Here is a 22,874-nt window from a genome sequence, read left to right as displayed (position 1 = left end):
GAACAAGGTCCGACGTTCGACATTCCGGGCGAGGGAACCCCGGAGTGAGCTTCAGAGGAGAAGAAAGGAAACTTTAGTCAGATGTGGAAACCAAACCAGAGCGGAAATACTTCATCAACCCCCAGTGAGCCAGTTCGTCCGGCCGCGCCCGTAACCCCCAGCTATGAACAGAACGTACGCAGCACTCCCGCAGCGGCACAATCGGCCTCCGCAGACCAGGCGACGATTGGCAAGAGCCTGATCATCAAAGGCGAAGTCACAGGCTCGGAATCGCTGTACATTGACGGCAAGGTGGAAGGCTCGATTAATCTGCCAGGAAACCGGGTGACCGTCGGCCGCAATGGACAGGTGACGGCGAACATCTCAGCGCGAGAAATCGTGGTGCTTGGCAAGGTGCGCGGCAATGTGAATGCCAGCGACCGTGTGGACATCCGCAGCGAAGGATCGCTTTCAGGCGATGTGATTGCGCAGCGCATCTCGATTGAGGACGGCGCCTTCTTCAAGGGCGGCATCGACATCCGCAAGCCGGGAAATGAAAAGGCCACCGAGGTAAAGGCAAACGCAGCAGCCCCGGCGGAAGCGGCCAAGGCAGTTACGGTATAAAACGGCTTTTCGGTCATGACCTCAGAGGCCCCGGCAATCCGGGGCCTTTGTGCTGGAGAACATGGAAAATTTTCGTCTGAAGGTCTTTCGCGCAGTGGCCACGCAGGCCAGTTTCCGCAAGGCTTCCGAAGCGCTGCATCTGAGCCAGCCCGCGGTGAGCCAGCACATCCATGCGCTCGAAGAAGAGCTGGGGATACGGCTGTTTGACCGCAGCGGAGTGCGCATTGCGCTTACACCGGCCGGCAAGCTGCTCCTGAAATATGCTGAGCGCTCGGCCCGTGTGCTGGAGGAAGCAAAGACGGCGCTGCTTCGGCTGGAGGGTGAGGTCAGCGGTATGCTGCACCTGGGTGCGTCGACAACCATCGCACAGTACATCCTCCCCCGGATTCTGGGCGCTTTCCTCAGGGACAATCCCAAGGTCACGCTTTCTGTCGTAAGCGGCAATACGGAACAGATTGTCTCCTCGCTGCTGAAGGGGTCCGTTACGCTGGGTATGATTGAAGGGCCTCCCATGTCAAAGGAGGTCCATACGGAAAAGTTTCTGGATGACCGTATGGTGCTGATTGTGCCGCGCAGCCATGAGTGGAGCGGGATGGGGAACGTTCCGCTGGCCTTTCTGGCCCAGGTGCCGCTGCTGCTGCGGGAACAGGGTTCCGGTTCGCGCCGGGTGGTCGAGCAGGCCTTCCGCAAGGCAGGTTTGCCTCTGGGCCAGCTCCAGATTGCGATGGAACTGGATTCCAGTGAGGCCATTCTCTCCGGGGTGGAGGCTGGACTGGGGCTTGGATTTGTCTCAGAATGGGCAGCGGCCAAGGCGCTGCGTCTGGGCGCGGTGGCCAGGGTGGAAGTGCAAGGCCTGGAGATATGGCGTGAGCTCACTCTGGTGCGGAAGCTGGGGCCTGCTCCCGAGGGCCCGGCTGCTGCCTTCTGGCGATTTGCGCTGGCGCAGAGGGTGGACAAGAAGGGCGCGTGAAGCTCTGGTCTTTCCGGGTCAAACGCTTTTTCTTTCTGCGTCATCGAAATGTCTGGCAGCGCTCTTTTTCTGGGCGTGCTAGCATTTGCACAGAGAGACCCCGGGGGTAAGCACGTCATGGCGCTCGTGCCAGGGCGCAAATCGGCAAAAACTTCTGCTCGATGGGCAGGAATTGTTTGTCGGACCGCCCCTGCATTTTTGCTGCTCTTCGCGCTTTTTCCTGCCGCATTTTTCCCGGCGCGGGCCCATGCTCAGGAAGACTCATTAGATTCGGTGCATGTGCAGCCTCCTCCGCCCAAACCAGACGCCAATGCTCCGCCGCCGCCAGTCGAGGGTGACGCCGCCATGAGCGCTTCGCGCGGAGAGCGTATCCGCGTGGATGTGAATCTTGTGCTGGTCCCTTTAACGGTCACCGACCCAATGGACCGCCTCGTGACGGGCCTGGAAAAGAGCAATTTCTTTCTTTACGAAAACAACCGCCTCCAGACCATCAAGACTTTCTCGCAGGAAGACGCGCCGGTTTCCATCGGAATCATCTTTGATATGAGCGGCAGCATGGCCAACAAGATCATCCGCGCACGCGATTCTATCCTGCAGTTCATGCACACGGCCAATCCTCAGGATGAATTTTTTGTCATTGGATTCAATGACCGTCCGGAGCTGATTGAGGACTTCACCTCGAACCCGCAGGACATTGAGGCCCGTCTGGCAAATGTGCACGCTGCGCACCGAACTGCCCTGCTGGATGCCATCTATTACGGTCTGAATAAGATGAAGCAGGCCAAATATGAACGCAGGGCCTTGCTGATTGTTTCCGACGGTGGAGACAACCGCAGCCGCTATACCGAAAATGAGGTACGCGCCACCGTGCGTGAGGCCAACGTGCAGATCTACGCCATCGGCATCTTTGATCCTTACGCAGCCACCACCGAGGAGCGGTTGGGGCCGGTCCTGCTGAATGACATCTGTTCCGAGACAGGAGGCCGTCTCTTTCGCGTGGACGATGTGTCCGAGATGGGAGACATTGCAGAAAAAATCAGTGCTGAGTTGCGAAATGAATATGTGCTCGGATACAAACCGGATGATCCCCGCAAAGATGGCAAGTGGCGTAAATTGAAAGTAAAGCTGGTGCCGCCTCCGGGACTGCCCCAGCTGACCGTGCATGCTCGCACCGGATACTATGCGCCTTTGCAATAAGCGGAACCTCTTCTTCTTTTTTTTCTTCGTCGCGTGGCTGCCCGTGTTTGCGCAACAGCAGCAGCCTCCGCTGAATGTGGACCGCGACCCCGTCATTTCACCCGATGCGGCAGACAACCAGCCGGTCAATCCAGCCAATCCGGCAAGAAATGCCGCCTCCACCGAGGACCTGAAGCATGGACAGCATGGTGGTTTCACCTTCCGCCGCGACGTGGATGAAGTGGTCCTGAATGCCACAGTGCTCGACGACAACGGGCGGCTGGTGAATGATCTGACCAAGGACGATTTTCATGTCTTTGAAGATGGTGTTCCCCAGACCATCTCTTCTTTTCAGCACCAGGACATTCCTGTTTCGATGGGCATCATCATTGATAATTCCGGTTCCATGCGGGACAAGCGCGCTGCCGTGAACTCTGCCGCCCTGGACCTGGTCCGTGCTTCCAATCCGGAAGATGAAGCTTTCATCGTCAATTTTTCTGACGAGGCATTTATCGACCAGGATTTCACTTCCTCCCTCAATAAACTCCAGGACGGCCTTGCACATATTGATTCCAAAGGAGGCACGGCCTTATACGACGCCATTGTGGCCTCGGCCGACCATCTGGCCCAGGGAGCCAAGCGTCCGAAACAGGTGCTTCTGGTGGTGACCGATGGCGAGGACAACGCCTCCAGTCTGAACCTGGAGCAGACCATCCGCCGTGTGCAGGACCTGCAGGGCCCCGTGGTCTATTCCATTGGACTGCTCTTTGGTGACTCCGGAGGAGGACGCGAGGCGAGGCGGGCCAAACGCGCCCTGCAACTGCTCTCAACAGAAACCGGAGGAATGGCCTATTTTCCTCATTCCCTCTCTGAGGTGGACCAGATTTGTGCTGAAGTCGCGCGCGACATCCGCAATCAATACACCATCGGGTATCACTCGACCAAGCCCGCCAGTCTGGGAGGATATCGTCTGGTCAAGGTCGTCGCCAGTGCGCCGAAACACGGCAAGCTGACCGTACGCACACGCACCGGCTACTATCCGAAATCAGACAAAGCCAGCGCGGCCCAAACCACTTCTTCCACCGCTGGCAATCCATGAAGAGCGCAGAAGAAATTTTCTCCTTCACGCGAGCAAAACGGGGTCATGCGGGTGCTTTTTGTAACCGGAAGTACGTGGTATAGCGCTCATCCTGCAGTGTGAACCAGGGCCGGAGCTGAACGTCAGTTTGCGGCAGAGCATACAGAAAGACCGAATCAGCGCCGGCGAGCGGCCTCAGGCTGCGGGGCAGGTCCAGCGGGATTTCTGCCAGGTCTGCTGGTGGCGCTGCGGCCGCCAGCATGAGCGGACCGTAGAGAAGCGCGACGGTCTCCGGATGCTTATCGTCAATGGCCTCCACGCGTAGCGTGCGCGAAAGTGTGTAGTCCAGAGTATCGCCGTCCTTCCATTTGCGGCGGATGTGAAGGAACCCATTGTGCAACGTAGCGTCCTGCACAGATTTTCCATTGACGCGCAGCTCCGGCGGCCTTCTGGCCCAGAATGGGACCCGAAGCGAAATGGAGAATTCAGCTTGGCCAGGCATTTCCAGATGGAGACGGACCTCTTCGCCAAAGGGAAAGGCAGTGCTCTGCGTGATCCTGACAGGAATGCCGCCGTAGCTCCAGCGTACCTGAGAGGGCGCAAAAAGGTTTACGAAAACACCTTCTGGGTGGTGGAAATAAAGATCCAGAACATAGTCGGCCACGCCCTGGACCAGTGTGCCGGAGCAGCAGGGCCACTTCTTCTGGTAATAGCCCTTCTGTGCCAGGGGATGATAGCTGGAGTAGTAGAAGTAGTTTCCGCTGCCGTCCGGGTCTCGGGCGCCGAGAATGGTATTGTAGAGGGCGCGCTCCAGGCTGTCGCCATAGCGGCCATCGGCGGTAAAGCGCAGAAGGTAACGTGTCAGTTTGGCCTGCGCATAGAAGCCGCAGGGAGTCTCAAAGTGGTCCTGCGTGGTCGTCAGGCTCTCAAAAAGCTTTCCTTCATGAGGCTTGACGAAGGTCTCGTTGGGGCCCCAACCACCCGAGGCGTAGCGCTGGGAGGTTTCGAGCATCTGCCATGCATTTTGGATGGCTTCCAGATACTCCGAATCGCCCAGCACCAGATACGCCTTGGCCGCCGAACTCAGAGAGATGACATGGCTGTAAGCATGTTTGCCGGGCAGAATGTCTTTGCCCTGGGCCAGAGGAAGATAGTATTCCGTGTTCAAAAGATATTTTTTGGCCAGGTCAAAGTAGAAACGGTCTCCGGTCACCTCCCAGACGTTGAACAGATTTTCTGAGAGGATGTAAGTCTCATCGTAGGGGGCCTTCTTCGGGCTTTGCGGACCACGGTCATAGGTGTGGTCTGGCAGATACGGAAGCGCACCCCGGACCACGCGCGGCAAAAGCTCCTTTGCCTGCTCGACCCCCGCAAGCTGGAAGGCATCCAGCAGGCCAATTTCGTGCTTGTCGAGGATGTAACAGGGCCAAGTGGTGGAAGCCACGGGGCTGGCAAAAGGATGATTGTCGCTGCCCAGGGTTGCGGCAAAGCCAGCAACGAGCTGGTTTACTTTCGCGTAAGCAAGCGGCTCTCCGGTTGTACAGGCATAGCGCGACATACCTGAGATGTACTGTCCCAGCGAGTGCCCGGGAACAAATCCGTCGGCATCGTACCATCCGCCCATGTCGTCTCCAGGGGCCGGCAGTCCTGCACGCTGCCGGTAGACCTTGAGCAGACGGTCATTCTCAAGGGCAAGATAGCTGGCAAAGGTGCGGTCGTACTGCGCCTTGAGCGGTCCTCCGGTCAGGCGCACGTCGCCATAGCCGAACTCTCGCAGACGCACGTGGACCTGGGGAGTCAAGGCGCGCAGGTGCGGCACAACGGCGCTGGCTGCCGTAAGAGCGAGAAACTTACGCCGGGTAAGAAAAAGTCTGTGCATCAGCAGTCATCCTTGAATATGGATACGGAAGACATAGGCGGCATCGTTGGGAGGCAGGTCGGGCAGATCGAGCACCAGGCCCGTCGCAGTCTGCTCCCAGTGCAATGGGCTGGAAGAGCCCAGCAGATCGACGTGTGAGATGGGACGCCGCAAATAGGGTGTGCCCTTCCAAAGCGTATGAATGATGAGTTTTCCTCCGCGCGGCCAGCCCAGAGCAATGGCATAGAGTGTCCCGCCTTTTGTGGTGAAGCGAATGTCTTCTGCGGTGTAATTCCTGATGTCTTTGCCTTTGGCCGTACTGTTTGCGTCTTGGGTCGGTCCCTCACCAAAAACGAGCCAGGGACGTGTGCCATAGATGGCCTCTCCGTTCTGCCGGAGCCAGTCACCGATCTGTAAAAGCACATGCTGGGCCTGCTCGGGAATCGTGCCATCGGCCTTCGGGCCGACATTCAGAAGGAGGTTGCCATTCTTGCTGACGACATCCACCAGCTCGTCGATCAAAGACCGGGCGTCTCTGTATTGGTCATCTTTGACGTAACCCCAGGACTGGATGCTGAGGGAGGTGTCTGTCTGCCAGGGGAGCAGACGCAGGGAGTCCAGTTTGCCCCGTTCAATGTCAAGCACCGCCGCGTTTTCCGGAAAATCATGCTGCTTGTAAGTCAGTACTACCCCTTGCTTCGATGAGGCCGCGCGATTGTAGTAGTAGGCTGCGAGCTTCTCAAGATAAGGCCGGAAGGCGGGCTGGCCGACCCACCAGTCCAGATAGAGAAGCTCCGGCTGATACTTATCAATGATCTCCGTTGTGCGGGCGAGCCAGTCCTCCAGAAATGCCCGGTCCGGCGGCAGCCATTTTTCCAGGTGATCCGGGTCGGGTTCACCCTTGTTCGGCGTTCCCGGCAGGTTCATGGGCTGCGCGGGCCCGTACAGACCGGCAAATCTGGGATTGTTTACATCGGAATCGAATTGAGTTCCGCCGTCATACCACCACCAATGCTCGGCCCGGTGTGAGGAAGCACCGAAGTGCAGACCTTCCTTTCGCGCCGCACGGGCCAGCTCGCCCAGAATGTCCCGCTTCGGCCCCATGCGCAGAGCGTTCCATTGCGTCAGGTCAGAAGCATACATGGGGAAGCCGTCGCAGTGTTCGGCGACAGGAACGATATATTTTGCTCCGGCGCGGCGGAAGAGCGCGGCCCATGCGTCCGCATCAAATTTTTCCGCCTTGAACATGGGGACAAAGTCCTTATAGCCAAAACGGGACTGCGGTCCATAGGTTGCGATGTGGTGCAGGTAGGCCGGAGAGCCCTGCACGTACATATTGCGCGAATACCACTCATTGCCAAAGGCCGGTACGGAGTAGACGCCCCAGTGGATGAAGATGCCGAACTTGGCGTCCTGAAACCAGGCCGGGACCGTGTAGCGCCCGAGCGAGGCCCAGTCCGCACGGAAAGGACCTCGCTCGATCTCTCGCTCCACCCGTGCCATGCGGGAGGCGACGCCCGGCGAGGCCTGTGCCGGCAAGAGGGGCGCAGAGCAAACATAAAGCAGCGCATATAGCGGCAGGCAGAGGAGTGGAAGGCTTCGTCGGATCCTAATTCTCATTAGTAAAAACATTTTCTATTGACATCCCAATTTTCAACGTACTACAGTTTTTGCCGGGTTGGAGAACGAAATTCATCGTGCTCCAAAATTCCTCAGAATGCCAGATTTCTTTTCAGAATTGCTCAGCTCTGTCACTGAGAAGTGACGGCCATCTTTGTGAAAGATAGAGTGGGACAGGGCAAATAAGGAAGGGAATTGATGCGGGGACAATATGAAAAATTATTTTATGAATAAAATCTTGAAGTATCAGGCCGGCCGCAAACTTCATTACCTCTCTTTGCTGCCTGTGCTGGTGATCTGTACAGCGGCGGTAGCACAGGTCACCAGCCTGGGTGCGATCCAGGGCACAGTCACAGACTCTTCTGGAGCCATGGTTCCCGGCGCCTCTGTTCAGGTGGTCAATCAAGCCACCAGGCTCACCCGCACGCTGACGACCTCAGACAGGGGCGTGTATGTGGCCGATGCTCTGCCCGGGGGAGATTACACGGTGACAGTTTCCAGGCCAGGCTTCAAACAGGGTGTGGTCCAGAACATTCATCTGGACCCGGGCCAGCGTCGGGGAGTCGACGTGTCGCTCGCGGTAGGGGATGTGAATACGCAGATTACGGTAGAGGCCAATACCGTGCAGGTGCAGACGGAATCGTCAGAGAGCGGAGGAACCATCAGCGCCAAGGAGGTCTCAAACCTGATGCTCAATGGCCGGAACTTCCAGACCCTGGCGCAGATTGTCCCCGGCGTGAGTGCTGTTACAGGCGGCGGCAGTCTGCCGCAATACGGGTTCGGCGGATATCTGGGCCAGACGGCGGTGATTGTGGGGGGATCATCGGTGGAGAAGTCTGCTTACACCATTGATGGTGTTTACGATGCAGACCCCAGCGGACTGCTCAATGTGAATGTGGTGCCGGAGCTGGACGCCATTGCTGAATTCCGTATTTTAAAGAGCAGTTACAGCGCACGCTATGGCATGGCGGGCTCGGGACAGATCCTGGTAGAGACCAAGAGCGGCGGCAATACCTTTCACGGGACTGGATACGAATATCTGCGCAACAATCAGTTTGCGACGGCGCGTCCGTTTATCTCCACCACAGGAAACACGCCGTTGCATTACAACATTTTCGGCTATGCACTCGGAGGTCCTCTCATGATTCCGGGTGTGTATAACAGCGACCGCTCAAAGAACAGCTATTTCTTTGCTGCGGGCGAGTGGAGGGTCAATCATCATTACGATGGTACGCACACGCGCTCGATGTTCTATCAGGCGATGCGCAACGGAGACTTCAGCCAGAGTCCGACGATGCCGGCGAAAGGGCTGGTTCTTGATGCCAACAGTCAGGCCCTTCTGACCAGCCAGGGGCTGAATCCGGCAACCTGCATCACCAACGGACCGGATGGCAGGCCGGACCAGATTGCCGCCTCCTGCATGGACCCGACGGCGGTGGCTCTGATGAAGGCCTACTGGCCGTTGCCAAACGCAACCAACCCTGCCAATCTTGCTGCGGTGAACTACACCAACACCGGAACGGACAGCGACACGCAGAATGATCAAACATACAGAATCGACCAGGGGATTGGGAAAAGGAACATCGTAACCGGGCGTTGGATGTCGGAAGAGGTGCTGGACCTGCGTCCGCGCAACTATAACGATCCTGCGCCCATACCCACATCAAAGGTTTACAGTCGTGGTCTCAATGCCATGCTGCGGGTGCAGACCAACGTCTCTGCCAACGTCATCAATACGGCGCAGATTGCCGAGACCTACAGCAAATGGCTGCTCGGGGTCTCCGATTACACACTGCCTGCCGGAGCCAGCATTGCGCAGCGGTTTTCAGGCGCCGACCCCTTGGGACGGATTCCGGACATTTCGCTTTCCGGCATCTGGGCGTGGCTGGGTGTGGGTGCGCAGCCCAACTACAACCATACGGGCGAGGGCATCGCCTCTGATGACATGAGCTGGGTGAAGAACAATCATGTGCTTCAATTCGGAGCGCTCTACATTTTCGGCATTCGGCGGGCCAATGCCAATGCTTTCCCGATGGGGAACTTCAGTTTTACGGGGATCCACACTGGCGACCCCGCGGCAGATTATTTGCTGGGACTGAACACCAGCTATACGCAGTCGAGCGTGCAGCGCAGCGGCGTCTTTCATAACCGCTGGGCCGAGGCCTATTTTCAGGACGACTGGAAGGCATTGCCCCGCCTGACCCTGAATCTGGGTTTGCGGTGGACCTTCCTGGCGCCCACGACGATGAGCGGCGCTCAGGTAACAAATTTCAACCCGGCGACGTTCAATCCGGCCGAGGCGCCGGTCATCAGCACCACTGGCCACGAAACGCTGAATGCCAACAACCAGCCTCTGACGGCCTCTGGCGCGGTGGCCAACCCCACCAATGGTCTGGTTTTCTCCGGGCAGAGCGGGACCCCGTATGGTTTTATCAGCAGCAAGAACTACTGGGGTCCGCGCATCGGTTTTGCCTATCAGTTGACCGATGACGGTAAAACTTCTGTCTTTGGCGGTTATGGTCTGGGTTATACCCCTGTTGCTTACGAACAGATTGCCAACCTCATCTCAAACCCTCCTTATGTGCAAAGCACAACCATCAATAACAGTCTGCTGAGCAAGCCAACCATTGGGGTGGTTGGAGCACCGCCGATTCCTTCACTTTCCGTGATTGGTTTACAGACCCGCGCAGTCGCGACCTCCACTTATAGTCTTACGGTGGAAAGAGAAGTGGCCCCTCATGCTGTGGCCAGCGTGGCTTATGCGGGAAGCGTGACCCGGCACATCACTCTGGGCGGGTATGATTACAACTTCCCGGTCAATGGGTCCACATCCACCACGCCAAGCTGCGCGGCCAGCGCTTCCAATCCTGCCAACGGAGCGTATGGTACTTACGCCGGGCCGCCGGTGACGCATTACTCGTTTGATCCATGCCTGAACACCGGTGTGGTTTCCAGTCTGTATTACCGTCCTTACGCGGGCTATTCCAGCATGTCCGGCTCATTCAGCGGAGGTTCAGGAAACTATAACTCGCTGCAAACGGGCCTGGTCTACCGCCTGACCGACCTGCAACTGAATCTGGCATATACCTGGAGCAAATCGCTGACAAATGTCATTCCCGGCAATCCGGGCGCGAACGGCGCGGGGGTAGGCTATGACGAAGCGGCCAGTCCGCAGAATCCGCGGAACCTTGCCGCAGATTACGGTCTGCCGGACTTTGACCGCACGCATGTCTTTACTTCGGCCTGGGTCTACCAGATGCCATTCTTCCGTCACTCCGGCAATCTGTTTGCGCGGGAGCTTCTTTCCGGATGGGGGACCTCGGGTTTGGCTGTGCTGGAAAGCGGGTTTGCCATTACCCCAAGCCTGGGCACCGCGGGAACGGGTCTGGCAACACGGCCAAACCTGGTGGGAAAGATTACACATCCGGGCAGCGGCAAGCCATTTGATCCAAAGCCTTATGTGAGTCCTGCTGCTTTCCAGCCACCGGCGTATGGCCTGTTTGGAGACTCCTCACCAGGAACCATCCGCGGGCCGAAGGACATTACCTTCAACGTCGCGGCGGACAAGACCTTTCCCCTTACGGAGCGGGTCAATTTTAAGCTCCGTGCCGAGGCGTTTAACGTCTTCAACCATCCCAACACAGTGGTGACCACGGTATGGAGCGGGACCAACGGCGGTTCTTTCGGGACGGTGAATGGCGCCGGCGACCAGCGCATCATGGAATTTTCCGGAAGGTTCACCTTCTAGGGATTACTTTCCAGTACGGCGACTCCATGAACAGGCAAAACCACTCTTGCCGATGAGGGACCTGCGTGGAGCAGGTCTTTCATTGGATGTGGAAGCGGAACAGTGACAGGTGTCTGGTTTTCGTTGATGAGGATGAAGATGGTATGTCCCGGTCGGGTCCTGCGGCACACTTCTACACCGTGGGGCAGCGGCCCGAACACTGGGTGTACGCCGCTGCCGTGCAGCATCCAGCGGACGGCTGCATTCATTGCAGAGGCATCGAGCAGGGTCCCAAGATAGGTGATGCTGCCCTGGCCGAGCTGGCGGGTGATGGCTGCAGGCTGGCCATCGAGCCAACCATTGCTCTTGCCATAACGCATCAGGACGCGGGTTTGTGGATCACGCGTGCTGAGCGCCTCGGCCCAGATGTCCGCAGTGGCCGTGCCCCATGTTCCGGACACAGGAACCGGACCCTCCAGCGCGTAATATTGCTCGACGCGCCCGCCCAGCGGAGCGACCAGAGGGCCAGGCTGACGATGGACATCGAGGGCATTGAATGCGTCCTTCATGCCGGAGCGAGGCCCCAGCACCAGACGGCCTCCATGCTGAACATAACGGAGTAAGTGCTGTCCTAACTTGTCCGGAATGACATTCAGACTGGGGGCCACGACCAGCTTATAGCGGTCCAGGTCCGCATCCGGAGGGACTATGTCCACCGATTGGGCCTGGTCGCGAAGAGGGCGGTAGAAATCAAGCAGGACCTGCAACTGGTCATAACGTGCCGTATGGGGCTCAAAATCGATTGCCCAGCGGCTGTCATAGTCATGCAGAATGGCAACCTCTGACTGGGGAGTGGTCCCGTAGAGTTCCGGTCCCAGGCGGTGAAATTCTTCGCCAATCTGCTGGATTTCCGTATAGAGAGGATTGGGCGTTCCATCAGCGCCAAGCAGCGCTCCATGATATTGTTCCTGCCCGTTCAGGGCGCTGCGCCATTGCCAGTAACAGATGGCGTCTGCGCCATGCCCTACAGCGGCCCACGCCATGCGGCGGACTTCGCCGCGGTCCAGAGCATTGTTGATCGGCGCCCAGTTTACAAAGCCGGGCTGCGCTTCCATCACCCAGAAGTTCTTCTGCTTCAGCCCGCGTATCAGGTCGTGCATGGCGCCGTCCTTGTAGGGGTCCACCTGGCCCTGTCCCACGTAGTCATCCCAGGAGGCCAGGTCCAGCGGATGGGCGATGGTGTAGTGGTCCCAGCGGTCGCTCCAGGCCAGGCCGCCAATATTGGTCGTAATGAATTGCCAAGGGGTAATCTGTGCACGCAGCACATCAATCTGGTTGTTCTCAAAATGGAGCCACACATCGCTTACAAACCGGCGGTGGTCCAGCAGCAGCCCAGGATTTCCCCGGGTGTCTTCCAGCGGAATCTGCTCCCAGGCAGTATAGGTCTGGCTCCAGTAGGCGGTGGTCCAGTGCTGGTTCAGTGCGCTGAGGGTCTTGTACTTGTCCCGCAGCCATTGCTGAAAGAGTTTTTTTGTGTAGCTGTCGTAGGAGTCGAAGGAAAATTCGTTTCCAATCTGCCAGCCGATGACATTCGGGTTGTGACCAAACCTCCGGCCCAGTTGCTCGACCACTTTACGGCAAAAGGCCAGATAGCGCGGACTGGTATAGGAAAACTGGCGCCGGTTGCCATGCTCATCGCGCTGGCCATTAAGGTTTACGCGCAGGATGTCCGGATATCTCTGGGTCATCCAGGCCGGAGGGGCATCGGTTGGCGTGCCGATCACCGTGACAATATGGTGCTTTGCTGCCAGCGCAATGGCCCGGTCCATCCAGTCCAGATCATAGCTGCCTTCCTGTGGTTCGATGCGGCTCCAGGCGAACTCACCGATGCGCACCAGATGAATGTGCGCGGCCTCCATCAGGCTCAAGTCCGTCTCCCATCGCGATTCGGGCCACTGCTCCGGATACCATGCCACACCTGTCAGCAAAGAGGACGTGTCGGCGGCAGGGCCTTCGGGCGCCGTCTGTTGCGGTATCGCGAAGGGCGAATATGCCAGCCAAAGACCAAGGCAGAAAAGCAGTTTTTTCATCGCGGGCCGTCAGCCTTCAGGAAACTGAGTGATCCCAAGGGAGGCAGTAATCTGTTGTGCGCATTTTTTTACGGCTGCGACCAGCTGTTTTTCTCTGCCGGCATTGGTGCCGCCGGGAATCACTGGTACAGCGAGGGCAGCTGTGACTCCAATCTGGGCATTCCCCACAATGCAGGCGATGTCATAGCCCGTGCGGCGTGTGCTGAGGGTCATCAGATGGCCGTTGGCACGGATCTGTTCCAGCTCTCGCTGCAGGGCCTTCTTTTCTGAGGAGGTCATTTCGGCATACGTGGCGTCGCCGGCAAGGAAATACTGCTGTTCCTGCGGCTCCAGAAAGGCGACCAGCACCCGCCCTGAAGCTGTATTCAAAGGTTGCACGCGATAGCCAACCTCCACGGACAGCCGCACCGGCTCAGGGCTTTCCTCCTGCGCGATGACTACGAGCATATGCCGGCTCAACACACTCAGATGGCAGGATTCACGGATGCTTTCCGCCAGCTCGCGCATGGGTTGCGTGGCGGCGCGGAGCAATTGGTCCACAGGAGAGTGCGTGTGCGCCAGCTCATAAAGTTTCAGCGTGAGCCGGTAGCGGTCAGAAACCACGTCGCGGCTGATATAGGCGCGTTTCTCCAGCGTGTTCAGCATCCTGAAGAGCTCACTCGGGCTGCGCTTCAGGGTCTTGGCAATCTCCGTAAGTGATTGTGGAGTCTGCGCGGCGGCCAGCGCCTCCAGAATGTCGAGTCCTTTGTCAAGAGCGGGAACAGAGTAACTGGTTTGTATCTTTCTTCGCATCGTGGGCCATTCCGTTCATGAATTAGCGGTCGCGGCTTTTCTCGTGTGCAAGTATAAGTTCTTTTGTGATTTCCTCGGTCTGTTCGCCCAGACGGGGTGCGCCTCGACTGCTTTTGAGGATTTCACCATCAATTCGGATGGGGCAGCGGGTCGTCTTCAGGGTCACTCCGCCGTCCCGAGACACCTCCTGCACCATGTCCAGGACCTGAAAGGCCTCATGCTGCACAAGCTGCGGCCAGCCGAGTACGTCGGCGCACCAGATATCTGCCGGTTCCAGCTTGGAGAGCCAGTACTCTGTGGAACGACTTTTCAGATGGTCGGCGAGGACCTGTTTGATTTCGTCCCGTTTCTCAAAGTGGGACTGAGGGTCGGAATACTGAAGCAGGGCCGGGCATTCCAACAGTTCTCCCAGGCGTGGAACAGAGTTCATGGCCAGGGCCAGATAGCCACTTGCGGTTTGGTAAATGCCGTAAGGCGCACCCAGATAGGCATGGCCGTTGTTGATGGCGCTGCGCTGCGGCAGTTTGCCGCCGTCATTCAGAAACGTAGTCAGGACCTCAAATTGGAAGTCAAGAATCGATTCAAGCAGACTGACCTCGACCCGGCCTCCCTTACCAGTAATGCCGCGGCGTACCAGACAGGCCAGGATGCCTTCGGCAAGATGCGCCCCCGCATATAGGTCCGCAATGGCGATGCCAAACGGCACTGGCGGATGGTCCGCATTTCCGCTTAGCCAAGTCAGGCCGGAAAGCGCCTGTACCAGCAGGTCCTGCCCCGGCTTGTTGCGCCAGGGACCGGCCTTGCCGTAGCCAGTAATTTCCGCGTATACGATGCGCGGATTCAGAGCGCGGACCGCCTCATAATCAAAGCCCAGCCTTTCCATCACACCCGGACGGAAATTGTGGATCATTACATCGGCGCGGCGAAGCAGGCAGCGCAGTTTTTCTCGATCGTCCTCACTTTTCAGGTCAGCGGCGAAGCTTTCCTTGTTCCGGTTAATGGAGTGAAAAAGCGTGCTGTCACCGTCCAAAGCAAGATTGGAAATATAAAGCTGGCGGCAAAGGTCGCCTCCCTGCGGCCGTTCAATCTTGATGACCCGCGCCCCCAGGTCTGAGAGGCGCAGCGAGGCGGAAGGTCCGGATAAAAACTGGCTCAAATCGACGATCAATAGTCCTTCTAAAGGTCTCATGCTCTCCTGCTTCCACGGCTTTTCCGGTACAAATGGTTCAGCTCCTGCACGGTCTGCATCTCACTGCCGCCAGAGCCAAGAAATCGGTGTACCACGGTTGCGGCCTCTTCCTGAAAGCATGGATACCATGCATGACGGGGCCGAAGACAGGCAGCGTCCAGGACGGGGAGCGTCCTTGAAAAGAAGCCGTGGGAACGACGGTTCGTCTCTGCGTCAAGCCATGCACCGCGGTGCCCCGGCTGTCCGCCAGAATCAAAGTAAAGCGTTTGCTGACAGCGTTCGCTGGCCACAAACTGTGCATATTGGAGCGCTGCGGTCTGGTTCGTGCTCTGGGCCGAAACGGCAAGCCCTGCGCCGCCGAGGACCGAACGAAGCGGCACGCCATTCATCTGAACCAGTCCGCCAAATTCAAGGACCTGCGCAGCATAACCCGTGCGGGCATAGTTGGAATATCCATAGGCAAAGGGGCAAAAGGCAACGGAATGACTGGCGGCGAGGGTTTCCCAGACGGTGATCGGATTACGATGCAGACATTCCGGCCCACAGAGTTGCAGAAGCTCCCGAAGCCGATGCAAGGCTTCGCCGCCGATATTTTCTTCCACCAGACGGCCCTCCTGCTTGAACAGCTCTGCCCCTAAAGCGATGCAAAGCATATAGAAGTGCATCAGGCTGTCAATGGGAACGGCGGGAAAGAGGACCAGCCCTGCTCGGGCCATTTCCAGCAGGTCCTCCCAGCTGGCGGGAGGTCGAGCACCAGATTTTTCCAACAGGTCCGGCCGCCAGCCACTTACCGGAGCGGCTGCGTCGATGGCCAGCGCCCATTGCCGCCCCTCATATTGGTAGCTGGCATGGGATGCTCCCACGGAGTTCTGCGCCTGGTCTGCAAGAAATGCGGCCGGAAGAAAGACATCGAGCGGCAACAGCAGCCCCTGCTCGGCTGCCTGTCCGATGAAGGGATGGTCCACCACCAGCAGGTCATATCGCCGGGCAAGTTCTTTCAGGGGAGCGTCCCCAAATGCCTGCAGAGAACGCACCTCCCAGATGAGAGAGACCTCCGGGTGTAGTTCATGAAAGCGCTGTGCGGTGGCCACCATGGGCAGGTGCCCGCGTGTGTGGTTCCAGGTGATGCCCCGAAGTGTGATGGACTGGCTCATGGGTATGAACGAATGCGAACGCCTATCATTTTATATGCAAAAATAATTTTCATAAAGATAAGATTCTTGAAAGAGGCGAGCCATGGTTTTTGAAAAATATTTTGAGGACTATACCCTTCACGCGGTACGTCAGACCGGCGGTCGAACCATCACGGAAACAGACATTGTCCTGCACGCCGGGCAGACTGGGGACTTCTATCCGCACCACATGGATGCCGAATGGTGCAGGACGCAACCTTTTCAGCAGCGTATTGCGCACGGCACGCTGGTCTTCAGCATTGCTGTAGGGATGACTGCCGGAGAGATCAACCCCCGCGCCATTTCCTATGGATACGACAGGCTGCGCTTTGTCCGGCCCGTGTTTATCGGGGATACATTGCGCGCGACGGTCAGTATTCAGGAGCTGCGAGGAGACGCAAAGCGTCCCAATCATGGAATGGTGGTGGAACACTGCGAGGTCATCAACCAGAAGGGAGAGACCGTGCTGGTTTGTGACCACCTGCTGCTGGTGGAAAAGAAGAAACCCGCGTAGCTATTCCTTCGGCCAAAGATGATGGTCGTCGATGAATTGCACCACCTTGTCTCGGATCGTCCTGTCATCTGCAAGCGAGGGATGCCAGTTGCAGCCACTGAACTGAAGATGGTCGACGGGCAAAAAAGCGATTCTGGCCTCGCCCTGCGCCTGGGCCAATTGCACCACCTTTTGCACCTCCGATTCGATCTCGCCATGGGCCATGTCCGTGGCCCATAGGATGAAGAAAGCATCCGGGTCCCTGGCCCGAAGCTGCTTAAGAAAGCGGAGGTAGGTTGCTTCGAAATCCGAGTGAAGTTCGTCCCGGGTCTTCCATTTTTCGCTTGGGTTCAGCGGCGTGGAAAAATCGTTGGTCCCTAAAGAAATCACGATGATGTGTGGTTTCCACAATGGGTCATGGTACTCCTGCTTTTTGTCCAGCAGCACATAGGGATACGCTTGCGGCAGGGTATCTGCTGCAAAGCCATTGTAGTTGCGGACGATGCCGCGTCCTGAAATCGCGTTGATCTGATCATCAGCGTTGTAATGGCTGGCAATCAGCGCGCCGAAAGCCTGTGAGGTGTCCGTCGTGGCCCACACCTCTTCGTTCGTGCATTCCCGTTGGAGAGAGGTATTTCCGTAACCGACCGTATGAGAATCGCCGATAAACTCAATCTGCCGTGAAGACTTTTTCAGCGGAAGTGCTTCTTCGCCGGCAATGGCTCCAAATCCACCAAAGAAATTTGGCGCATCCTGGCTCTCCGTAACAACCAGGACACGGACCCGATGCGGGCCGTCCTTCAGCCCCGATATCCGGTACAGTCCAGGAGCCGGTTTTGTAAGGACCAAGGGCGATTGTCCGTCCACAACGACGTGCAGAATTTCACGGCCCTTTCCCAGGCGGAAGTAGACCTCTCTGCCACGAAAGGCTGTTTCAAAATACGTCCCCGGCCACTGATACTCGTACTCCTTCCCATTGTTGACTGCCAGCACCCTGCCTCCGATGTGCATCGCAAGCGGAACCAGCGTGGCCGGCGCCTCTGTCTTCTGTAGACGCGGTGTCTGCGCTGCTGCTGAGAGGGAAAGTAGAGGAACCAGGCAGCCTGTAAAAAGGGGCGCGACAGTCCGGAGAAGATCTTTCATGGTTGAAAATCAGAATATCGTAAAGTTTGCGGGTCATTGAATCTCAAATTGTATACAATTATTCTTCCGGAGACGCCATGACGACTCGTCGCAATTTCCTCCTTCGCAGTGTGCCTTCTGCAGCCGCGCTCAGTATGACTGTACCGAAGCTTGCCTTCGCGTCCACAGAGCCAAAACCAACACCTGCCTCGAACCCTGAGATAGATACATCTTCAAGCGAGATGCGGCCTTACATCGAACGCTTCTCTGCGGACGAGGAGCTGCTGCGGCGCTATTACAGCATCCCCTTTGCGCAACAGACCCGCGAACGAATGCGCAAATTTTATGAGGAGTGGCAAGGCAGGCTGGACGACATACCGTTTGACAGCCTGAGCGAAGACGGGCGTGTGGACTACATTCTGTTTCGCAATTATCTGGATCGTGTCCGGGCGCATATGGAGGAAGACGCGCAGTTCCAGGCCGAGGCTGCTCCTTACACTCCCTTTGCGGACACGATCATTGCGCTCTTCTTTGCGCAGCGCGCAATCGAGCCGATCGACGGCAAGCAGTCTGCGGCCACTTTGGCACAGATTGAACAGGCCTGCAAAGACAAGAAGAAAGATCTGGAAGCCAGCCTGAACAATGGAAAAGAAGACACAAAAGGCCTTGCCTACCAGCGCCGCCGCGAGGCCGCAAACCGCGCTGTGCAGAACCTTCAGGTCCTACGCCATGTGCTCCGCAACTGGTTTGAGTTTTACGACGGCTATGACCCCATGTTTACCTGGTGGGCGGAAGAGCCCTACAAGACTGCCGATGCCGCGCTCGATGCCTATGGCAGGTTTCTCTCAGAAAAAGTGGTCGGGCTGCGGCCTGCTCCTGAAGCAAAAAATCTTCCATCCAGCGGCGAAGGCGATGAAGAAGCCTATCAGCAATCGATGGCCTCGGCGCATCCAGGTGACAGCAGCGACATTATCGGCCACGCCATCGGCCGCGACGCATTGATACGCGAGCTGAATTTCGCCATGGTTCCCTATACGCCGGAGGAACTCATCGCCATTGCGGAAAAAGAGTTTGCCTGGAACGACAAGGAGATGATCAAGGCCTCGCGCGAGATGGGTTTTGGCGACGACTGGAAGAAGGCGCTAGAAAAAGTAAAGAACACTTATGTAGAGCCCGGAAAACAGACCGAGCTCGCGCATAAGTTCATCCTGCAGGCGCTGGACTTTCTTGACAAGAACAATCTGGTCACCATTCCTCCTTTGGCACGCGAGACCTGGCGCATGAGGATGATTCCTCCGCAGCAGCAGTTGGTCTCGCCGTTTTTCCTGGGCGGAGAAGTACTGCAAATTTCTTATCCGACGAACACCATGTCTTATGAGCAGCGCATCACCACCATGCGCGCAAATAACATCGCCATGTCCCACGCCACGGTGTTTCATGAGATGCTGCCTGGGCACGAGCTTCAGGGCTTTATGGAGCAGCGCTTCCGGGCCTACCGGCAGGCCTTCGGAGGCACTCCGTTTCTGGTTGAAGGCTGGGCGCTGTACTGGGAGATGCTGCTATGGGACCTCGGCTTTGACCGCACACCGGAGGAGCGGGTCGGTGCGCTGGCATGGCGGCGGCACCGCTGCGGCCGCATCATCTTCTCGCTGAATTTCCATCTCGGCAAATGGACGCCGCAGCAATGCATTGACCTGCTGGTGGACCGCGTGGGCTTTGAAAAGCAGGCCGCCATCGGAGAGGTGCGCCGCTCTCTGGGCGGCGGATACGGTCCGCTTTATCAGGCGGCCTATCTGTTGGGCGGAATGCAGATTGATGCGCTGCACAAGGAGCTTGTCGGTTCAGGGAAAATGACCAACCGGCAATTCCACGACGCAGTGCTTAAACAAAACAGCATTCCTGTTGAGATGATCCGCGCCAGCCTCACCCACCAGAAACTGACGAAAGACTTCCACACGCAGTGGAAGTTTTACGGCGAGGTAAAGGCAAGTTAGTGCGGTGATTGTTCCATACTTTCAAAAACCTGGGGTGGGTGTTCATACGAAGAAAAAGCAAGTGGTACTTCGCTGTACTGGCGTGTTCTCATGCGCAACGACCGCGTTCGGATGTGGTTCGGTTGGTTGATCTCACCGATATCCCCCTCCTGTGCTACGTGAAGGTGAAGTCGGACGACGACCCCCCTTGACGCGGTTATTTCGAGTCTCGAAAGAGGTTCAAGAGATGCGGATGCAGTCGTCTTACGACGTTGCCAAACGCGCAAGCACGAGAATCGAATCCGAGTGCCGCGCATTTCGGTATTGGCCGCTACCCATTAGCGGAAACTTCAATGGCGCAACCCGTAATCGCGTAAACCGATGTGGCCAAGGTCTACGTCCCGGTTTTCTACAAGGCTCCAGTGGAAGTCAGCCTTTCTGCAAAGGCTTGTGTAATGGGCGTTTCCTTAAGCCCCAGGATGTTCCACAGGCCGCTTTCGCGTATTGCAGCGCTTGGGTGATACCGTCCGAGCCACGAATCCGAAGCGCGGCATCCGTCGCAGGCGGCAATGACGCTCAAAATGCCCGACTCCGCCGCAAGCCTGTCGGCCTTGTTGTCCACACGCAAAACGACAAAGGAAAAGTTGGCGTTCATGTAGGCGCTGACTTCCTGCTCGACTTCATCCAGCCTTTCCCTATCGACCAAGTGCTCAAACTTCGCACGCGCTTGTCGCGTCGTCAGGTCGATTTCCCAGGATTCCAAAAACGGGTCACCCAGCCGCGCAAGAAGACACCTGCCGACATGCTTCCTGAAAATACTGCGGTCCTTGTTCATCGTGTAGAGATGTTCTTTCAGGCGTTTCGGCAAGTTGTTTTGGCCTGTATGCGTCCCGACTCTGACGATGCGTTCGCCGTTATGCGCGGCCTCGTCTTTCTCAAAGACAAAGTACAGGCCGTTTTCAGGAATTTCCCGAGGATCGTAATCAGCCTTAAAACGAGGTAATTCCCTTAATCTCTCATGTAGGAATTGGCATACGCTCATGTGCACAGCCTCTCAGCCAGCCATTGAAGTTGGCGTCCAAGCGACAACCCTTCCATCGGCACTTCATAGTGCCTGATATGGCGCACAAGGTTCTCTCTGTATGGCGCACCTGCAAGGAAGATAAACTTGTCCACTTGCAGGTCTGCTTCCTGGCGAAGCCTTGAGAGAACCTTCTCCGCCCATGCTGATCTTTCTGAGGTGCTCATGGTCTTGAGCGTCTTTTCGTAAGGGGCAATCACGTCGCCCGGCTTAAGAAGTCCGTATTCAGCCGATAGAATAAAAATCTTTTGTGGCCGGAGTTGTTGCGCGTATAAAAGCATCTTGCGAAACAAGGGGCTTATGTACATATCTTTCGCGGCGCAAGGGAATGTTTGTTTTGACTTGACACAAGATATACAAACAATCGTGTTTGACATGATTACTCTCCATCGATTCTCAATCGAACATACGCAACTCCAAGAGCGCACAAGTACAGCTGTCAGCGGCGGCTCGTGCGCGAAGATTTGCCGTCAAGAACGCCCCGGCGGGGCAGCGGCGAATCAGAATCAACATCTGAAGAGATCCTGATGTTGATTCCGTTGTGTGTGGTGACGTCAAGCTGCTTGTGTAAATACGCGGAGGGTGCGGTTTTTCCATTCCAGATTGAATCTCTGGAAGATGGAGTAGATGATTCGGTCCACGGACTGCACGTTGACGAAGCAAACCATGGGCCTGGTTCTTCGACGCACTTCGACGAAGCAGCGTTCAATGATGTTGGTGGTGCGCAGCTTGCGCCACAGGTGCTTGGGAAAATGGTAGAAGACCAGCAGGTCGGGCAGATCGCGTTCCAGTTGCCGCACCATGGTGGGATATTCCCGGCGCCAGCGGCGGCTGAAGGCGCGCGCGGCAGCCTCGGCCTGACGGCGGCTATCGGCCAGATAGATGGCCTGGGCATCCAGCTTGACGGCATCATGGTCGCGCTTGCGCACCTTGTCGAGGATATTGCGCATCTTGTGCACCCAGCAGCGTTGATGGGCTACGCGGGGATAGACGGTCTGGATGGCGGCAGCCAATCCGGGGCAGCCGTCGGTGACGATCAGCAGCAGCTTGTCGCCCTTCAGACCGCGCCGGTAGAGATCCTCAAGCAACGCCTCCCAGTGAGCCTGACCCTCACCCTGGGTGCGCAGAAAGCCGAGCAGTTGCCGGGTGCCGTCCCGGCGCACGCCGTAGGCCACCAGCATCTGCACATGCTGCCGTCCCGCCGGCCGGCGCACCTTCAACGCCACGCCATCCAGAAACAGGTAAGCCCATTCGTCCTGCAGGGCGGCTCGATGAAACTCCCGCACCGCCTGATCCAGATCACGCGTCAGCCGCGAGACGGTCTGGGCACTGATCGTCTCGCCCGTCAAAGTGGCCACCAGCCGACCCACCTGGCGGGTAGAGATGCCGCGCAGAAACGCCTCCCGGATGAGTATGGCCAGCTCCGGCGCCCGGCGTTGGAACTTCTCCATCGCCCGGGGAAGAAAGCTCTTGCCGCGGGCCCGCGCCACGCGCAGCCGGATGGTGCCGAAGCGGGTCACAAAATCCCTCTCGTAATAGCCGTTACGGTACTGTCCCGGCTTGCGCGTTCCCCGTTCGTAGCTGTCCCAAACTGCATACTGATCGCGCAACCGCTCCGATTCCGCTTCCAGAAATCGCTTCCAGGCCACCTGCGTCTTCTGCTCCAGGTCGCCCCAGAAGCTCTCCTTCAGGTTGGTCAAGAAGTGCTGAAAATGCTCGGTGATCGATACAATCTTCGCCATGGGTGTAAGGCTCCTTTTCAAGTTCGGCTTTAGCTCGTCAGGCCAAAGCCACCTTACACCCTCCTGCCTTTTACACAATCGAAGTTACGTCACCGTTGTGTGTAGTCTCCGTGTAGATTCTTCGTACAACCTGTATAATGTAACACTATTCTTAGAGGCTGTGTATAGGTTGTATGAGCATTGTAATA

General features: G+C 57.3%; 17 protein-coding genes. 7 read left to right on the top strand and 10 right to left on the bottom strand.

Annotation, left to right across the window (positions count from 1 at the left end; genetic code table 11):
* The first annotated feature begins 81 nt into the window (after positions 1-81).
* From N655_RS17550 to N655_RS17545, 4 genes are all read left to right on the top strand, one after another.
* A complete protein-coding gene (locus N655_RS17550; protein ID WP_044934065.1) occupies positions 82-603 on the top strand; it encodes a bactofilin family protein in 522 nt (173 codons plus the stop codon).
* Positions 604-664: 61 nt separating this feature from the next.
* Positions 665-1,573 carry a LysR substrate-binding domain-containing protein gene (locus tag N655_RS0105790; protein ID WP_026442224.1) on the top strand — a complete coding sequence of 303 codons (909 nt, stop codon included), beginning with the start codon at positions 665-667 and terminating at the stop codon, positions 1,571-1,573.
* Positions 1,574-1,690: 117 nt separating this feature from the next.
* Positions 1,691-2,770 carry a VWA domain-containing protein gene (locus N655_RS0105785; protein ID WP_081823597.1) on the top strand — a complete coding sequence of 360 codons (1,080 nt, stop codon included), beginning with the start codon at positions 1,691-1,693 and terminating at the stop codon, positions 2,768-2,770.
* Positions 2,771-2,813: 43 nt separating this feature from the next.
* Positions 2,814-3,848 (top strand): VWA domain-containing protein, encoded by a 1,035-nt coding sequence (locus N655_RS17545; protein WP_238324525.1) that lies wholly within the window; start codon positions 2,814-2,816, stop codon positions 3,846-3,848.
* 43 nt (positions 3,849-3,891) lie between these two features.
* Here N655_RS17545 and N655_RS0105775 read toward each other — a convergent pair whose 3' ends face one another.
* Together N655_RS0105775 and N655_RS17540 are read right to left on the bottom strand one after the other, a co-directional pair.
* The gene (locus tag N655_RS0105775; RefSeq protein WP_026442222.1) at positions 3,892-5,706 is read right to left on the bottom strand and encodes a beta-L-arabinofuranosidase domain-containing protein; all 1,815 of its coding nucleotides are present in this window, start codon (positions 5,704-5,706) and stop codon (positions 3,892-3,894) included.
* Positions 5,707-5,712: 6 nt separating this feature from the next.
* The gene (locus N655_RS17540; RefSeq protein WP_044934062.1) at positions 5,713-7,305 is read right to left on the bottom strand and encodes an alpha-L-fucosidase; all 1,593 of its coding nucleotides are present in this window, start codon (positions 7,303-7,305) and stop codon (positions 5,713-5,715) included.
* 226 nt (positions 7,306-7,531) lie between these two features.
* Between N655_RS17540 and N655_RS0105765 the strand changes: the two genes are divergently transcribed.
* Positions 7,532-11,053: a TonB-dependent receptor gene (locus N655_RS0105765; RefSeq protein WP_162173503.1), complete on the top strand. Its 3,522-nt coding sequence runs from the start codon at positions 7,532-7,534 to the stop codon at positions 11,051-11,053.
* Here N655_RS0105765 and N655_RS0105760 read toward each other — a convergent pair.
* Genes N655_RS0105760 through N655_RS0105745 form a run of 4 tightly spaced genes read right to left on the bottom strand, consistent with a single transcriptional unit; the run spans position 11,050 to position 16,257 of the window.
* Positions 11,050-13,122: a beta-galactosidase gene (locus N655_RS0105760; protein WP_026442220.1), complete on the bottom strand. Its 2,073-nt coding sequence runs from the start codon at positions 13,120-13,122 to the stop codon at positions 11,050-11,052. The two genes, N655_RS0105765 and N655_RS0105760, sit on opposite strands and share 4 nt — an antisense overlap.
* A 9-nt stretch (positions 13,123-13,131) precedes the next feature.
* The gene (locus N655_RS0105755) at positions 13,132-13,914 is read right to left on the bottom strand and encodes an IclR family transcriptional regulator (RefSeq protein WP_026442219.1); all 783 of its coding nucleotides are present in this window, start codon (positions 13,912-13,914) and stop codon (positions 13,132-13,134) included.
* A gap of 22 nt (positions 13,915-13,936) precedes the next feature.
* Complete coding sequence (locus tag N655_RS0105750; protein ID WP_026442218.1) at positions 13,937-15,103, bottom strand: CaiB/BaiF CoA transferase family protein; 1,167 nt, start codon at positions 15,101-15,103, stop codon at positions 13,937-13,939.
* On the bottom strand, positions 15,100-16,257 hold the full coding sequence (locus N655_RS0105745; protein ID WP_026442217.1) for an ABC transporter substrate-binding protein: 1,158 nt from the start codon (positions 16,255-16,257) through the stop codon (positions 15,100-15,102). The genes N655_RS0105750 and N655_RS0105745 overlap by 4 nt, the downstream gene beginning before the upstream one ends.
* Before the next feature lie 82 nt (positions 16,258-16,339).
* Here N655_RS0105745 and N655_RS0105740 point away from each other — a divergent pair, with 82 nt between their 5' ends.
* Positions 16,340-16,789, top strand: coding sequence for a MaoC family dehydratase (locus N655_RS0105740; RefSeq protein WP_026442216.1), 450 nt, complete (start codon positions 16,340-16,342; stop codon positions 16,787-16,789).
* On the opposite strand, the gene N655_RS0105735 is transcribed toward N655_RS0105740, so the two are convergent.
* On the bottom strand, positions 16,790-17,911 hold the full coding sequence (locus tag N655_RS0105735) for an SGNH/GDSL hydrolase family protein (RefSeq protein ID WP_044934059.1): 1,122 nt from the start codon (positions 17,909-17,911) through the stop codon (positions 16,790-16,792).
* Positions 17,912-17,988: 77 nt separating this feature from the next.
* Here N655_RS0105735 and N655_RS17535 point away from each other — a divergent pair, with 77 nt between their 5' ends.
* A complete protein-coding gene (locus N655_RS17535) occupies positions 17,989-19,884 on the top strand; it encodes a DUF885 family protein (protein ID WP_202900319.1) in 1,896 nt (631 codons plus the stop codon).
* Positions 19,885-20,272: 388 nt separating this feature from the next.
* Here the strand turns inward: N655_RS17535 and N655_RS17530 are convergent, their stop codons facing one another.
* The 3 genes from N655_RS17530 to N655_RS0105715 all read right to left on the bottom strand — a co-directional run bounded on the left by N655_RS17530 (position 20,273) and on the right by N655_RS0105715 (position 22,686).
* Positions 20,273-20,905, bottom strand: coding sequence for a GIY-YIG domain-containing protein (locus N655_RS17530; protein ID WP_044934058.1), 633 nt, complete (start codon positions 20,903-20,905; stop codon positions 20,273-20,275).
* Positions 20,902-21,321, bottom strand: a complete 420-nt coding sequence (locus tag N655_RS0105720; protein WP_044934056.1) for a DUF6884 domain-containing protein — start codon at positions 21,319-21,321, stop codon at positions 20,902-20,904. The genes N655_RS17530 and N655_RS0105720 overlap by 4 nt, the downstream gene beginning before the upstream one ends.
* A 177-nt stretch (positions 21,322-21,498) precedes the next feature.
* Positions 21,499-22,686: an IS256 family transposase gene (locus N655_RS0105715; RefSeq protein WP_026441353.1), complete on the bottom strand. Its 1,188-nt coding sequence runs from the start codon at positions 22,684-22,686 to the stop codon at positions 21,499-21,501.
* Positions 22,687-22,874 lie beyond the last annotated feature (188 nt).

The organism is Pseudacidobacterium ailaaui (genome assembly GCF_000688455.1).
In the GTDB taxonomy this organism is placed as follows: Bacteria; Acidobacteriota; Terriglobia; order Terriglobales; family Acidobacteriaceae; genus Pseudacidobacterium; species Pseudacidobacterium ailaaui.
This window is presented reverse-complemented; position numbering and strand designations above follow the sequence as displayed.

Excerpts from the sequence above, each read along its gene's own strand:
- N655_RS17550 (WP_044934065.1), top strand. The coding sequence starts at position 82 with ATGTGGAAACCAAACCAGAGCGGAAATACTTCATCAACCCCCAGTGAG.
- N655_RS0105790 (WP_026442224.1), top strand. The coding sequence starts at position 665 with ATGGAAAATTTTCGTCTGAAGGTCTTTCGCGCAGTGGCCACGCAGGCC.
- N655_RS0105785 (WP_081823597.1), top strand. The coding sequence starts at position 1,691 with ATGGCGCTCGTGCCAGGGCGCAAATCGGCAAAAACTTCTGCTCGATGG.
- N655_RS0105775 (WP_026442222.1), bottom strand. The coding sequence starts at position 5,706 with ATGCACAGACTTTTTCTTACCCGGCGTAAGTTTCTCGCTCTTACGGCA.
- N655_RS17540 (WP_044934062.1), bottom strand. The coding sequence starts at position 7,305 with ATGAGAATTAGGATCCGACGAAGCCTTCCACTCCTCTGCCTGCCGCTA.
- N655_RS0105765 (WP_162173503.1), top strand. The coding sequence starts at position 7,532 with ATGAATAAAATCTTGAAGTATCAGGCCGGCCGCAAACTTCATTACCTC.
- N655_RS0105760 (WP_026442220.1), bottom strand. The coding sequence starts at position 13,122 with ATGAAAAAACTGCTTTTCTGCCTTGGTCTTTGGCTGGCATATTCGCCC.
- N655_RS0105755 (WP_026442219.1), bottom strand. The coding sequence starts at position 13,914 with ATGCGAAGAAAGATACAAACCAGTTACTCTGTTCCCGCTCTTGACAAA.
- N655_RS0105750 (WP_026442218.1), bottom strand. The coding sequence starts at position 15,103 with ATGAGACCTTTAGAAGGACTATTGATCGTCGATTTGAGCCAGTTTTTA.
- N655_RS0105745 (WP_026442217.1), bottom strand. The coding sequence starts at position 16,257 with ATGAGCCAGTCCATCACACTTCGGGGCATCACCTGGAACCACACACGC.
- N655_RS0105740 (WP_026442216.1), top strand. The coding sequence starts at position 16,340 with ATGGTTTTTGAAAAATATTTTGAGGACTATACCCTTCACGCGGTACGT.
- N655_RS0105735 (WP_044934059.1), bottom strand. The coding sequence starts at position 17,911 with ATGAAAGATCTTCTCCGGACTGTCGCGCCCCTTTTTACAGGCTGCCTG.
- N655_RS17535 (WP_202900319.1), top strand. The coding sequence starts at position 17,989 with ATGACGACTCGTCGCAATTTCCTCCTTCGCAGTGTGCCTTCTGCAGCC.
- N655_RS17530 (WP_044934058.1), bottom strand. The coding sequence starts at position 20,905 with ATGAGCGTATGCCAATTCCTACATGAGAGATTAAGGGAATTACCTCGT.
- N655_RS0105720 (WP_044934056.1), bottom strand. The coding sequence starts at position 21,321 with ATGTCAAACACGATTGTTTGTATATCTTGTGTCAAGTCAAAACAAACA.
- N655_RS0105715 (WP_026441353.1), bottom strand. The coding sequence starts at position 22,686 with ATGGCGAAGATTGTATCGATCACCGAGCATTTTCAGCACTTCTTGACC.